The sequence below is a fragment of the Pirellulales bacterium genome (assembly GCA_019636345.1).
In the GTDB taxonomy this organism is placed as follows: Bacteria; Planctomycetota; Planctomycetia; order Pirellulales; family Lacipirellulaceae.
In genome coordinates, this window is sequence record JAHBXQ010000009.1 from 135,746 (window position 1) to 149,802 (window position 14,057).

Here is a 14,057-nt window from a genome sequence, read left to right on the forward strand (position 1 = left end):
GCGCCGTCCGCGGACGCCGGGCGCGACGACTTCGCCGCCAGGTTGCGGGCCGAAACGGCCGGCGTGCGGCTGTCGATCTCCTGGCTCGGGGTCCGTCGGACCCTCAGCCGCGCGCAGCAGACCGAAGCGGCCGACACGTTTCGCGCAGCGCGAGAGTACGTCGCCGCCAACAAAAAACTCCTCGACACGGGGCACCCCGCCTTCCAGGCGGCGACGCGGGTCCGCCACCGGGCCGTCGCCCTCTGGAAAGGGATGTCGTTGCCGTTCCCCGAGCCGGGGATCCGGCTCATCAAGCAGGCCGACGTCGCCGAACTCGATCGGCGCCTCGCCGGTCTCGCGACCGAACTGAGCGGAGCGGTCGAGCTGCTGCAGGAGCGGTACGACGAGCTCCGCGACCTGGCCCGCGTCCGGCTCGGCCGGCTCTACGATCCGCGCGACTACCCGCCCGAGCTGGCGGACGAGTTCGCCCTCCGCTGGGAGTACCCGCCGGTGGAGCCGCCCGCGTATCTGCGGCGGCTCCACCCCGAGCTTTATCAGCGGGAATGTCGGCGGGTCGCCGCGCAGTTCGACGCGGCGGTCCGCCTCGCCGAGGAGGCGTTCCTCACGGAGTTCCGCGAATTGATCGCCCATCTCGCCGAACGGCTCAGCGGCCGCGCCGACGGGACCCCCAAGGTCTTTCGCGATTCGGCCGTCGAAAATCTCCGCGCGTTCTTCGCACGGTTCCGGCGGCTCGACGTCGGGTCGCACGCAGAGCTCGACCGCTTGGTCGCCGACGCTCAGAGCCTGCTCGCGGGCGTCGCGCCGGAGGCGCTCCGCACCGACGCCCCCTTGCGCGGCGAGATCCGTCGCGAACTGACCCGCGTCGCCGAGACGCTCGACGGCCTCCTCGTCGAGCGGCCGCGGCGGCACGTGCTGCGGCGCACCCCTTGAGGCCCGCCATGGAACTCATCGTGGCGCCCGCCGGACGGATTCGCTGCGTGTACGACGAGGCGCTCGACCTCGCGGCGCTCGGCCCGGCGACGATCGTGCGAGCCTCGCACGTCGAGCCGGACGCGCACGGCCGCTGGTTCGCCGACCTCGCCCCGAGCGGCGGCCCGCGGCTCGGACCGTTTTCGCGGCGCTCGCTCGCGTTGGCGGCCGAGGTGCGGTGGCTGACGGAACGGCTCGCCGCCGCTCGTTGACGCGCTCTGCGCGCCGCCCCCATTGTCGTTCGGCCTTCCCGGCTCGCCGTCCGCGCGCCCGGCGCGCACGACGGCGAGTCGCCCCCTCGCCCCCGGAGACTCTTCGTCATGAACGCCTTCGACCTGACCGCCGCCGTCGCCGCCGCGACCGGCGAATCGATCCGCACGATCCGCGCCCGCGGGTTCACCCTCGCCGACCCCGCCTGCGCCGACCACGACCCCGAGCCCTACCAGGGCTCCGGCTACCTCGACTGGGACGACGTCGACCGCCAGCGCCGCCGCGACTCGGGCGCGTCCCGCGGCTGATCGCGCGACCTCCGACCTGGTTCGTCTGGTCTCCCCCCTCGCCCCTCGCTCCCGAGCTCTTATGCACATCCTGTTCATCAACAACGACGGCGCCGGGTTCGCCGACCGACTCGAACTTGCCGCCGGGACGACCGTCGCCGCGCTGTTTCAGCGGCAGGTCCCCGGCGGTCGGCCGAGCGACTACCTCGTCCGCGTCAATCGCCAGCCCGCCGCCGCCGACCAGGTCCTCCAGGAAGGGGACCGCGTCAGCTTCACCCCGACCAAGATCGAAGGGGCGTGACAAGCGCCGCGCCGCGGAGTTCTCTCGTTCCCCTTCGCCCCGAGGAGTTCCTTCATGAACGCGCCGCGCCGCCGCTTGCTCCGTACGGCCTGGGACGAGGCGTGCACGGTCGCCGCAGGGCTGGCCGCGCAGCGCCGTCCGCCCGCCCCGCCGACCTTGCCTCGCGCAGCCTGGGCCGAAGCGGAGCGGTGGGCGGAGCGACTCCAACTCGCCCTGCGCCGCGAGTGGCCCGCCGCCGCGCGCTACGCCGCCGCCCGGCTCGCCGATGCGCGGCGGACCTTGTCGGACCAGCTCGCCGCATGGTCTGGGGAAGATCTCCTTTCGCTGCCGAGGCCGTCCCCCGGCGAGCTCGTTCGCGACCTGGCCGCTCTGCGCGAGGAATGGGACGAGGTCTTCCTGGACGGGGACGAGTTGGTCGTCGTCACCCCCCCCGTCGAGTTCGACGGGATTGCGCTCGGGCCGTTTCAAGTGCGACTCGACGTCGCGAACGTCGCCGCGCACGCGCTCCCCGTGCGGGTCGTCGCGCTCGAACCTCGCCCCGCGTGGTCCAACGCCGACGTCACCCACCCCCACGTGAGCAACGAGGGGCTGTGCGCCGGCGACGGGCTCGTCCCGCTCCGGCGGGCGCTCGCCGACGGCCGGCTCCTCGACGCGTTCACGATCGCCGCCCGCGTCCTGGCGACCTACAACCCCGGGAGCGCCTACGTCGCCCTCGCCGACTGGGACGGGGTCCCCTGCCGCGACTGCGCCGATCTCGTCGACCGCGACGACCTGCAGAGCTGCGGATCCTGCGGCGCCGAGCTCTGCTCGGCGTGCGGCGACCGATGCGGCGTCTGCCGAGACGTCGCCTGCGGCGCCTGTGCGGAGAGATGTCCCGCTTGCGACCGCCCCTGCTGCGCTTCCTGCCGCCGCGCGTGCGGCGGCTGTCACGCTTCCCTCTGCGAGGAGTGCCTCGATGAGCACGATCGTTGCCCCGCTTGCGTCGCCGCGTGCGACGACCCGGTCGATTCCGCCGCGCCTGCCGACGACGAGTCGGAGGAAATCGACGACGCGGACGCAACGGACGACGCTCCGCCCGGTGCGGAACCGCTCGCGGGGCCGACCGGTCCTCCGCTTCGCCCCTGACGCGTGGGCCAAGCTCGTCGCGCTCCGCGACTTCGGCCCGACCGAGATCGGGGCCTTCGGGATCGCCGCCGCCGCCGAGCCCCTCCTCGTGGTCGACGTCCGGCTCGTCCCCCAGCGGTGCGACGCCGCCCGGGTCGAGTTCGCCGACGAGGCGGTCGCCGATCTCTTCGATCGACTCGTCGACGCCGGACGGCGCCCGGAGGAGTTCGCCCGGATCTGGATCCACACCCATCCCGGGACCTCGGCGGCCCCGTCGGCGGTCGACGAAGCGACGTTCGAGCGGGTCTTCGGCCGCTGCGACTGGGCCGTCATGGCGATCCTCGCCCGGGGCGGGGCGACCTCGGCCCGGCTCCGCGTCCGCTCGGTCGTCCCGCTCGAGGTCGAACTGGCGACCGCGATCGACTTCGGCCGCCCGTTCGCCGCGAGCGATCCCGCCGCGTGGCGCGCCGAGTACGACGCGTGCGTCACGCCCCTCTCGTCGTTCCCCGATCCGTGGGACGCGTGGGAGGACTGGCGCTGGCGCCCGGCGCGGGAGGAGGCGCACGATGTCGAACGGTTCGCCTGACCGCTTCGTCCGCCAGCGCGACCTCGTTCCGCAGGATCGCCTCGCGGAGCTGGCCGTGAGCGTGATCGGCTGCGGGGCGATCGGCCGCCAGGTCGCCCTCCAGCTGGCGGCCCTCGGCTGCCGGCGGTTGCAGCTCGTCGACTTCGACCGGGTCGACGCGACGAACGTGACGACCCAGGGCTGGCGCGCCGCCGACGTCGGGCGCCTCAAGGTCGCAGCCCTCGCCGCCGACGTCGCGGCCCTCGACCCGGCCGTCGACCTCGTCCTCGTCCCGACCCGCTGGCGGCCGCGGGTCCCGCTCGGGGACGTCGCCTTCGCGGGCGTCGACGCGATCTCGACCCGCGCGGCGCTGTGGCGCGGCGGGGGGGACGCCGTCCCCTTGTGGTTCGACGGCCGGATGCGGGGCGAGACCCTGCGGATCCTCGCCGCCTACGACGCGCCGACCCGCGCTCATTACGCGACGACCCTGTTCCCGCAGCGCGAGGCCCAGGCCGGGGCCTGCACGAGCCGCAGCACGCTCTACGCCGCGAGCGTCGCCGCGGGGCTCCTCGTCGCCCAGTTCGCCAAACGCCTCCGCGGCGTCCCCGTCGCCGCCGACTTGGTCCTCAATCTCCTCGCCGACGAGCTCGCGCCGCTCGCTTGAGCCTGTGCCGGTCGCTCGCGCTGCGTCCTGGAGGCACGGCGCGGGCGACCAAGGCGTTTGCAGGAGTGCAAAAACAGGGGGCTTTCCTTTAGATATCGGAGGAACATGCCAACCCATTCCGACCGCACCAAGGCACGGGCATTGGCAACGGGCCGCTCGCCGGGAAGTTGTCCGAATCGACGAGTCGCTCCGCGGCGTGCTCCAGCCGGACGAACGTCGTGCAGTGTCACCGTGCAGTTTGAGATTACGGCCGAGTTGCGCTTTCTTGACGCTCGCCGAACCGCATGCGGACGGCGCTGCTTCACTCAATGCTCGGTTCTCGTTTCAGATCTGGCTTGGGCGGCGACAATTGGACGGGCTGTTTCTGGGTGGTCGAAGTCGGTTTCAGGCCTGAGATCGTCGAGGATTCTAGGCGGCGCGAACTTGTGCACCCTACGGTTCGGAACGAATCTCTGTCCGCTCGCCGTGACGCAACCATTTGATGCGGCTTGTCAGCCCGGCATCGGCGAACTCGTTGCGGTAGCTCTCCAACGATTCGCGAAAGTGGGACCAGATGGATTGCTCGTAGTGAATCGGAACGATTGTCCTGGGATTCAATACGGTCGCATACTTAGCCGCCTGGCGCCCGGTCATTGTCAGTTTCACAAATGAGGGCCAGGGAGGCCAAAAGTGGACCCCTCCCAGATGCAACACGGCGACGTCCACGTCGAATCGCTTGGCGATGCGACGCAGACCTCCGAACCAGACGGTGTCGCCTGAAATGTAGAGCGCCCCGCTGGTTTGGGCAGGCCACTGCAGCACGAAGCCCACGACATGGCGCGATCCGGGAAGCCAGCGCGGCCCGTGCCTAGCGGGGACCGCGGTGATCGTAATCGCGACGCCGTCGTGTCCGGTGACTGTTGTCGACTCCCAGACGGCCAGTCGAGTTGCGCGTTCGCCGGCCCGCTGTGAACTCTTGCGGCCCGTGATTACCTGCGGGACTCGCGAGATCAGTTCGCCCCCCCGGGCGTCGAGATTGTCGAAGTGATGGGCGTGACTTAGCAGAGCAACGTCGATCGCCGGCAATTGTTCCAAGTCAATCGCTGGCCCCACGTAGCGTGTGGCATACGCCGCGGGGCCCAAGCGATAACGAACTTGTCCTTGGTCGAAGACGGGGTCGGTCACGATCCTCGTCGAGCCGATCTCCAGCAGCAGGCAGGCCGTCGAAAGATGAGTGGCGTGAATGTTCATGCACGGCTTGGTCGACGAGTTGCGAGCGACTTCATTTGTTCCGTCGCAGGACGAGTTTGTCGGGCGTCACTTCGACGACGAACCAGGAGCGCGTTCCGGCAGGAAGATCGACGGCCAGCGTGCGGTCTTCCAGCGCCCAAGCCCCGTCTTGCTGAACTCCGCGATCATCGGGTCCGGGGTGTTTGCCCCCCACTTCGCCGGCAGGTTGCAGATCCAATTCCTCTCGTCCTCGCGAGGGGGGGAACTTGTGCGTTGCCGGGCGATAGACGCGCAAGGAGCCCTCGTCCTCCTCATGGGAATGAATCCAATGTCGGCACATGAGTTTCCGCTCGATCGCCTCGGACATGCGACTCTCTTAACTCACCAGGCTCTTGCGCGGCCCGTCCAGCGTCATTCGCATGCGGGCGACTTGGCCTGTGGTAAACATAAACATGGCGTCGTCGTCCACGTAGTCCATGTAATTCATAAACATGTCTCCGTGCGGGCCGTTGTGGCAAGAAACGTGCGGAAACGTCGGCTTTCCGTAGTTCGGCGTCACGGCATTGGGCGTGTCCGCCACGAGGTCGGTTCCGCTGCAATCCTCGGTGTCCCCCCAGATATGCCGCAGATTCAGATAGTGTCCGATCTCGTGCGTCGTCGTGCGGCCCTTGTTGAACGGCGCTCGGGCGGTCCCCTTGGTGCCGAACGCGGTCGAGAGAATCACGACGCCGTCGGTCGCCTTGGGACCGCCGGGGAATTGCGCATATCCGAGCAAGCCCCCTCGCAACTGACAGACCCAGATATTGAGATACTTGTTCGTCGGCCAAGCGTCGATCCCGCCGCGTTGAGTGAACTTGACGTTATCATCGTCGCCAAACCCGTCGGTGGAAGTGCTGGTGCGCGTAATCCCCGTGGTCGCTTTGCCGGATGGATCCTTGGTCGCTAGCGAAAACTCAACCATCGCATCGGACGTCAGCCCCTTCCAAACGGGGGGAGTCTTGCTGCGATCTGAGTTCTTAGCGCGAAAGTCCTTGTTGAGTACGTCAATTTGGCTCTTGATTTGAGCGTCGGAGATATTCTCCGCCGCGCTGCGAAACACGACGTGGACGACCACCGTGATCTTGTAGGGCGAAGTCCGAGCGGCCATCGGCGCCATCAGTCGCGAGCGCATCGCGCTCTCAATCTCCACCTGCTCTTTACGGAACCCCGGGTGCGATTCGAGGAGCCATTGATGCACCTGCATCGTGCCGCACATGCGTCGCTTGGGCGGTTGTTCGGCTGATTTCCCTTTTACGGCTGTTTTCTTCTTCTTGGCCATGGGGCGCAAGCAACCTATTCACGAGGTGGTTGGCGGACCGCGGTGGTCGGATCGTTCCGATCGGTGCGCCAAGGAGGATGGGAAAAATGGATTACAAAGTCGCCGTTGTAGGACGCGACTGCTTCGGAGAACTCGATCCGTCCAATGCGAGTCCATTTCTGAAATCGCCATCGCGTGGCGATGAGACCGCGGCGAGTTCCTTCGTCTGCGACCTCGATGTGAAACGTCAACCGCCGGCCCGTCGGGTTCGGATCGCCGCGGTCGTACAAATGAGCCAGGATTTCGTCGCGGAAATCCAACTCGTCCCCCATGATCCGCGGTTGGTCGTCGGCCACGATCAACCGCATGAACGCAGGAGTTCGCGTCGCCGACGCAGGTCGGTCCGCCGGGTCCAACTCCGCGATCGCATGAAGTTGCCGAATCGCCGCCTCGCGATCGACTCTTTTGAACAACAGGCCGGTAATTAACAGAATTGGCGTGCCCCATCCGCGCCGCCAGGGCGTCACGTCCGGGGCGTTGCGCAATTCGGCGTCGTTGACGTACAGCGTCCGCACGCCGCCAATGTCCTCCTGCGTAATGAAATTGGCCGTACGCAGCGGCTCAGCGTGTTCGGGATCATCCGTGGGGAAGAGTTTGCCGACCATCGACAAGGAACGAATCCGTCCGCGTCGCGTCTCGTTGCAGCAGGTGGAGTAGCGGCTGATGACAAGCGCCTCCATTCCCTGGCGGAAATATCCGGTGTAGTCGCTGGGGGCGTCGATGATCCAGCGACCGCACAGGCAGACGGCGTTGGGGTGCAGTAGACGACGATAACCGCGACCATCGGGTCCCCAGCGCAGATCGGCCCGTGAGTCGACGGTCCTCTGGGCGGCGCGGCTAAACTGCCAGGGAAGTCCTCCCGGCCAGAGCCCGCGGACGATGCGCCCCAGGGTGACGCCGTAATTCGGCAGCGGCGCCTCGCCGTCGGCGCCCCAGGTCTCGTAGTAGGCGTTTCGGAACAGCGCCGCCCTCACGTCGGCGTACCGCGAACCGCGATACGCCGCGTCTTCGCCAGTCAGGCCTTGCGGACCTAAGTAAGTCGAATCGAACTGCATAGCTGGCTACAAATAGCGGCGACGAAGTTTGCGGCGATGATACCAACGAGCGAAGAACCAATGCGTCCAGAGCCAAAACAGAAAAATCGCCGTCGCGATCAGCAGCAGCTTGACGACGCTGGCCCGGGAGAGACGCCGGGGCGGTTTCTGCGGCGATTCCGGGTTTGGGCCGCGCAGATAGGGAAACGTCGCAGAAAACGCTTTTTCCTCCTCGACGATTCCGTCATTCGTTTTCTGCCGCGGCCACTGGTACTTTTCGTCCTGAAACGAAAGCTCGTACAGCAGCGTGTCGCCATGCTGGGCGAGGATCGCGGCGACATCGTCGGTGACCAAGCGTCCGTTGGGAAAACCGACGCGATATTTCGTCGTGAGGCACATCACGTCGGGTTCGTAGTCCCATTTGCGATATGCGTAGTAGGAGGCGAAATTCAATCGCAACAGAATGTCTCGCATGAGGCCCGGATTTCGCCTGGCGTCGGTGATCGCTTCGACGTGCTTGCTGGGATGCAGAGGATTGAGCAGATCGAACCGCGGATTCTGTGTTCTTAACGAGCGGCCGACGTGATCAACTTGCGTGTCGCCTTTGTGGGACGTGGCCCAGATCACGAATTCGTTGTTGTCGCTCGGAAATTCGCTCATGGGAATGCGAATCGCCATGGCGACGACGTTCGTGTCAAAGAATGTGGGGAAAATGAAGGGATCGTCGTAGATCCCGGCAATCCTTTCGCCGACAAACGTCGCTTCGTTTTCGCAGATAAACGTTCCGGTCGTCGGAGAATTCCCGGGGCCGTAACGTTTCGGATAGCCGGGACGAAGGGAACCGTCGTTGTTCAGGCGAAACGCAAAGTCAAGGTCTTCCTTGATAGCGTTCGGTTCCGCGACTCGCCCGCCGTACCTGACGAACGCCTCGACGAGCGAAATGCGTTCCTCGACGTGATCTCCTGGCATCGAATCGCTTGCCGGAGCCGGAGCGGGGGACGTCGCGGCGAACGCCGCTTCGTTCGGGTACTCAATGTCGCTGCTGGCGTCGACGTGAATCCGATATTCATAAGGCGATAACTCCAGCGTCCCGGAATCGGTTAACTGTCGACGCACGCATAGTATGAACACGAGCGAGTCGATTTGACCTTGCTCGTCGCTAGTGAGCTCTTCGCGCACAGAATCGGCCAGCGTGTCGTGAAGCGGAAGATTGGCCGTGCGAGCGAAGGGGAACGCGGGCGTGCCGTCCTGGAGGACGGGGAATACGAACAAATCCGTGATGGCGCCCTCTTGGCGCAGCAGGTAGAGCGGGTCGATCGGGTCGGCATGGTCCGAGGCGCTCGCGGTCGTCGTCAGGACCGCCGCAACGAGAGCGCCTGCGAGCGAGACACTCGCTGCGCAACTGCCGCCGAGCGTCGCCCGTCGCGACGACTTCCCAACACGCCGTTGATTCATGGGGCCCCCGATTCGCTGAGCGGCAAAGGGATGTTCCAAAACCAGTCGCCTGACAAGACTTCCGATCCTTCGTGCTCGCCAAGTTTGCGATAGCTTTCCCATTGGGCCTCGTTGAACGATTGATCGCTAGTGGACTCGTGCGGAAAGTCCGGCGAGCCGAGGCGGTAGTTCTGCACGTCGTCCGGCTCGTCACCGGTGACCGAGGCCTTGATCAACATCAGCAGCGACCGTCGCGAACCGGGAATCGACGGATAATGGACCCAGCACAGCGCCGCGTGTTTTGCGGACGGCTTGACTGGGCGCCCCAGGGCGTCAACGGGGGGTTTAAGCTCTTCAACCGTGCCGAGCCGAGCGCGCACCTCGGCGGGAATCGCCCCGTTCCGCGCCAGGTCATTCAATTCGACTACGGTGAGCGACACGATGCGGGCTTGAAAATCGATCCGCGCCTTGCGCACGAGCTCGGCGAAGTCGCCGAAGCCGTAACGCGGATCGGCGGTCCCATCGCAGACGATGATCCGGGGGACGCGCCGCCGAACGAGTTCGTAGACGGCCAAGTTCTCGAAAAAGCCGCCGTCCGAAAGATGCCAGAATCGCTCCCAAGGGCCTGGGTACCGGGCGACCCATTCGGCGAGCAGCAAGGCCTGCGTCGCAAAATACCGCGGAACGAGATACAAGGCTCGGCGAACGAAGTTCAAAGGAGGCCATCCCCAACGATCAGCGGCCGAGATGCCGCTGTCCCACCAGTACCCGGTGCGCATGTTGAGCATGCCCATCAGCAGCGCGATTCCCAAGCTGGTCGTCTGACCCCGCCCGGGATCGAACGCGGCTCCGGAGATCCCCATCCACTGTCTCAGGGAGAGCATCTCCGCACAGTCGGCGGGCCGATCCAATCGATCGACCAGGGGATGAATGCACCCTGGTTTCAGGCCGATCGGGTGCAGCCCCGTGGGGACCTTGCGGGCCCCGCTCTTATCTGTCACAGCGGTCCTGGTCCAGCGGCTGTGCCAGTGCTCGCCGATCGAAACACCCAGGCAGCTGACCGCCATGTTCAGGCCCTGCCGGTCTCGTTTTCTCAGCAGCGAGCCGAAGTCGAGCGTTTGATTGATCGTCACGTTAATCAGGTGCAATGGCCCCGACGCTTCGTGCGGGCGATAGTCGCGGATCGAGGCGACGTCGTCGCCGGGGATGACTTCCGTGATATTGATTCCGCTGGGCCGATGGCGGGCCGGGTTGGACGCCCCCAGGTAGGCCCGGGCCAGCCGCGCTGAATACGTTTGGGCTAGCGATGAACGATTGACGAACGACACGGCGCCAGGAAAGGCGAGAACAACTGTCAATACGAGCGTAAAGATCGTCGCGCCCACTCCGATCCACAGGCGTTGCCCCCCTTGAAAGAGTGCATGTGAGGCGAACGAGTAGAGCACCAACGGCAAAGTAAACAGGACGATGGCCAGCAGGCCCGCCGTCATTCCTTGCTTCAACACGCCTCTAATCGAGTTTAACGGGCCATCGGCTTCCTCTTCGCGCAGGAACGAAGCCAACCATCGCGCCACCGGCACCGCCGCCATGATCGCGGCGCCCAGGGAAGCGAACGCTTTGGCGTAGGGGAAATTGGCTTCCAGCTTCCACTGTTGCAGCCCATGAGCGAGCGTATCGATGAAGGCGAATCCCAGCGCGCCTCCGGCGAGGGCCAGCGCCAAGCCCAAGTCGTATGTCAGGTAATTGCGGGTTCGTAAACGCTGCGTTTCGATTCCCCCCGTGCCGATCGCTTCCTCGCGATCGCGGCCGCGGTTCCACGCCCATTCCACATGGAAGACGGAAGCCAGCAGGGCGATTCCCAGAACGAGCGACTCGAGGCGCAGGCCATCGTAGACCCCCGCGTACAGCAAGACTCCCGAAATTAGGAAGAGGATCAGCAACGGCGACAATTTGAACGATTCGTGTTCGTCCTGGGAGACGATCCAATAGCCCACGATCTTCGGCAGGACGAGGAACAGCAGTAGGAACTCGAACAGGATGAACCACGGGCTGAACCAAGGTCCCAGGAAGGTCTCGACGAGGTGTCCGACCGGCATCTCGCCGGCGTGGATCAGGCCCGCCGCCCCCACCGCCTTGTCGAACACGCCGAAACGTACGGCGTTCGCCAGCCCGAATAACGTGAACAGTGCCAGCCCGACGACTAGGTGTATGCTCAACAGGTTGCGCACGAACACGGCCGCGTTCAGACGACCGTCGCCCGAGCCTGTGGGGGTGACGTAGTTGCCGTGACTGCGGAGCCATTCAATTGCCGGCGAGTCCGGAGCGGTCAAGGCGCGCTCGACCAATTCCGCGGGCGCAGCCGACTGGAGTTGAGCCTTGGCGTGCACGACGTTCGGTCGCAGCCGATCGTAACAGCGCCCCAGAAACGAGCCGATGTAGCCGCCCCCCGACGCGGTCGACAGAAAATCGAATCGTCGCAACAACCCGCTGCGCGCCGCGCTTTGCAGGACGCCCAGGGCGAACGTGGCGCTGCGGATGCCGCCCCCCGAGAGGGCGAGCCCTGTGACGTCCGGACTCCACTGTCCTGCGTCGTCGAGGACGGTCGCAGAGACCTCCTTGGTGGACGAGGGTGCGTCTTGAGGCTCGACATTTTGCTCGCCGTCGGCTGCGCTCTGGACCTCTGAGGCGCCAGCGGCGACGTTGCTGGAGACCGTCGCCGGCAGAGAGGCGCGACGTAGATCGACGGCGCTGGCTTCGTACTGACGGAACTCTCGAGGATAGCTCCGGGAGTCGTCTCCCTGTGCTGCGGCGGCGTCTTCCAAAATCACGTCCGCGGCCTTCTCGCTGGCCATGTAGACGTTAGCGACGATGAAATAGCCAGGGATTTTCGGGAAGATCGAGGCGTCGACGACGCGAAGGTTATCCACGCCGCGCACGCGAAACCGGCTGTCGAGGACGGCATACTGGTCGCCGTCGGGCCCCATTCGACACGTACCGCAGGCGTGATGCCCCCAGGCATCGCGGCGAATCCATTGGTTGACGGCCGCCTCGCCGGTGAAGGCGTTGCCCGGATGGATCTCTTGTTCTACGACCGAACCTGACGACTTGATGATTCGTCGTACGAAATCAACGCCGTGGATCAGCGCGTGGACGTCGGGGTCGGACGAGCTGTCGGCAAACGGCGCCGGGGCGCCGGTACGGTCCAGGCCGGTGCCGAAGTAGCGAAAATTGATCAGCGGCGTATCGCGAGGATCGGTGCTGCGGAGTTTGACGTATCCCTCCCGATTGCGCGTGTGCGATTTGAGGATGACCCAGGTAAACAAATTGTGACGATCGACGCGCGAATAGCCGACGCTGTAGCCACGGAACGCCGATGGGATGCCGAAGATAAACAGATCGGGCTGCGGCAACTCGGGCCGCGAGCGTTTGAAGATCCCCAGCACGGCCCCGTTGCTCGTATAGAGCCCCGTCCCTTCCTCTCGCCATTGGCGAAGATGGCGGTCTGGGGCCTGCGGATCGTCAGGAACTGTGAAGGTGGCCCCGTCGAGCAACGTAAAATCATTGCGCATTTGGCTGACGACGGAGACCTCGTACCGATCTTGCAGATTCTTGCCGACTCCTGGCGACGGTACGCGACACGGGATGCACGGCGGCTTCGTCTTTGACGAACGCTTGGCGGTTTTGGCGTCCCCGATTCTCGCCAGTTCGGCGGGGTCGCCAATACCCGAGAGCATGAGCAGTTGGGGCGTATTGAACGAACCGCCGCAGAGAATCACCTCGCCCCCCGAGGCGACCTGGACCGATTCCTCCGGAATGTCCTCCGGGTTCGGGCTGACGTGGGCTCGGTAGAGACGCTTGCCCCGTTGGAATTTGACCCCGATGGCTTGTTTCCCTTTGAGGATCACCTCGGTCACTAGGCAGTCCGTCCAGATCGTCAAGTTGTCGGGATGGAGCGCCAGTGTTTCTAGCAGCAGTTCGCGAGGACTGCTGCGACGCCCCCGCATGGCGTACGGGGTCGCTCGGTTCTGGTGGACCGTCGTCCGATCGCCGTGAACAGCCAGCGGAATCAACACGACTCCCTCGGGGCTGTTGGCCTGAGTCTCGGAGTGATTGGGATCCAGCGACTGCCATGCGCGGCCTTTGAGAAAAGCCCTGACCATCGACCACGCATTGTCGAGTCCGGCGCGCTTGGATTCCCACAGCGCCGCCTTCAGCATTTTTACCAACTGCCGATCCTGTAGGCCGATCCCGAGGTCCGTGAAGGAGGTGTGCAGCCAGCCGCGAAACCCGTGGGCGCCTCTGGCGGGATCGGGGCGATATCCGAACAGATACTTGACGCTGTTTTTGACGTATCGCCATGCCTTGCCGAACGGGCCTCGGCGGGTGAGATCCGGAACGGGGAGGTATTCGTTGCACTCGAGCCGTTGGAAGTAGCTGCGCATCGGGCCGCTGGCCCACGAGGGGTCGTCGAGAAACGACGCCAGATCGTCCCAATCCGACTCGGGGCCGGCGATCGTGATCATGGCATTGTGGATCGTGCAGCCGCCGATGCCGGCGGCCCGGGGGTAGAAGATCCCTTCGTGAGCGGCGTCTTCGCCCGCATTACTGTCCGCGGAGTGCCACTTGGGGTCCTCGGGGATGCCGTCCGGGAGCCGTCCTCCGTGGCGTACATAGTGATCGACGAAGAATCGCCAGGAGAGATCCGGGTGTTCGGAGGAGGCGCCGTGCAACAAAGGCGCGCGTGAGACTTCGTTGCCGGCGTCAAGCGGACCTTGCTGCGTATGATTGGCGCCCGCTTCGAGGACGAGCACCTTCTTATTGGCCCGCGCGAGTCGCGACGCCAACGGCGCCCCGCCAGCGCCTGAACCCACAATGATGTAGTCGTACATGTCTGGATTCTCTTGTTGGGCGCGGTTCATGGTC

13 protein-coding genes are annotated in these 14,057 nt (G+C 65.4%); 7 read left to right on the forward strand and 6 right to left on the reverse strand.

Going from position 1 to position 14,057, the window contains the following annotated elements:
* Window positions 1–42: 42 nt before the first annotated feature.
* The 7 genes from KF688_17870 (at window position 43) to KF688_17900 (ending at window position 4,100) form a co-directional block, all read left to right on the forward strand.
* Complete coding sequence (locus KF688_17870) at window positions 43–930, forward strand: hypothetical protein (protein ID MBX3427552.1); 888 nt, start codon at window positions 43–45, stop codon at window positions 928–930.
* A gap of 8 nt (window positions 931–938) precedes the next feature.
* A complete protein-coding gene (locus KF688_17875; GenBank protein ID MBX3427553.1) occupies window positions 939–1,181 on the forward strand; it encodes a hypothetical protein in 243 nt (80 codons plus the stop codon).
* A gap of 108 nt (window positions 1,182–1,289) precedes the next feature.
* Window positions 1,290–1,487 carry a hypothetical protein gene (locus KF688_17880; GenBank protein ID MBX3427554.1) on the forward strand — a complete coding sequence of 66 codons (198 nt, stop codon included), beginning with the start codon at window positions 1,290–1,292 and terminating at the stop codon, window positions 1,485–1,487.
* Between the two features lie 61 nt (window positions 1,488–1,548).
* Window positions 1,549–1,767 (forward strand): molybdopterin converting factor, encoded by a 219-nt coding sequence (locus KF688_17885; protein ID MBX3427555.1) that lies wholly within the window; start codon window positions 1,549–1,551, stop codon window positions 1,765–1,767.
* Between the two features lie 54 nt (window positions 1,768–1,821).
* Window positions 1,822–2,892: a hypothetical protein gene (locus KF688_17890; GenBank protein ID MBX3427556.1), complete on the forward strand. Its 1,071-nt coding sequence runs from the start codon at window positions 1,822–1,824 to the stop codon at window positions 2,890–2,892.
* Window positions 2,846–3,457 (forward strand): Mov34/MPN/PAD-1 family protein, encoded by a 612-nt coding sequence (locus KF688_17895; GenBank protein ID MBX3427557.1) that lies wholly within the window; start codon window positions 2,846–2,848, stop codon window positions 3,455–3,457. Before KF688_17890 ends, KF688_17895 begins: the two co-directional genes overlap by 47 nt.
* Window positions 3,438–4,100 carry a ThiF family adenylyltransferase gene (locus KF688_17900; GenBank protein ID MBX3427558.1) on the forward strand — a complete coding sequence of 221 codons (663 nt, stop codon included), beginning with the start codon at window positions 3,438–3,440 and terminating at the stop codon, window positions 4,098–4,100. Before KF688_17895 ends, KF688_17900 begins: the two co-directional genes overlap by 20 nt.
* 432 nt (window positions 4,101–4,532) lie before the next feature.
* On the opposite strand, the gene KF688_17905 is transcribed toward KF688_17900, so the two are convergent.
* From KF688_17905 to KF688_17930, 6 genes are read right to left on the reverse strand one after another with little or no spacing between them, the layout of a single operon-like run.
* Window positions 4,533–5,330 (reverse strand): MBL fold metallo-hydrolase, encoded by a 798-nt coding sequence (locus KF688_17905; GenBank protein MBX3427559.1) that lies wholly within the window; start codon window positions 5,328–5,330, stop codon window positions 4,533–4,535.
* 31 nt (window positions 5,331–5,361) lie between these two features.
* Window positions 5,362–5,676, reverse strand: a complete 315-nt coding sequence (locus tag KF688_17910) for a hypothetical protein (GenBank protein ID MBX3427560.1) — start codon at window positions 5,674–5,676, stop codon at window positions 5,362–5,364.
* Between the two features lie 9 nt (window positions 5,677–5,685).
* A complete protein-coding gene (locus tag KF688_17915) occupies window positions 5,686–6,627 on the reverse strand; it encodes a zinc metalloprotease (GenBank protein ID MBX3427561.1) in 942 nt (313 codons plus the stop codon).
* 14 nt (window positions 6,628–6,641) lie between these two features.
* Complete coding sequence (locus KF688_17920) at window positions 6,642–7,721, reverse strand: hypothetical protein (protein ID MBX3427562.1); 1,080 nt, start codon at window positions 7,719–7,721, stop codon at window positions 6,642–6,644.
* A 6-nt stretch (window positions 7,722–7,727) separates the two neighbouring features.
* Complete coding sequence (locus KF688_17925; protein ID MBX3427563.1) at window positions 7,728–9,155, reverse strand: hypothetical protein; 1,428 nt, start codon at window positions 9,153–9,155, stop codon at window positions 7,728–7,730.
* Window positions 9,152–14,053, reverse strand: a complete 4,902-nt coding sequence (locus KF688_17930; GenBank protein MBX3427564.1) for a GMC family oxidoreductase N-terminal domain-containing protein — start codon at window positions 14,051–14,053, stop codon at window positions 9,152–9,154. Before KF688_17930 ends, KF688_17925 begins: the two co-directional genes overlap by 4 nt.
* Window positions 14,054–14,057 lie beyond the last annotated feature (4 nt).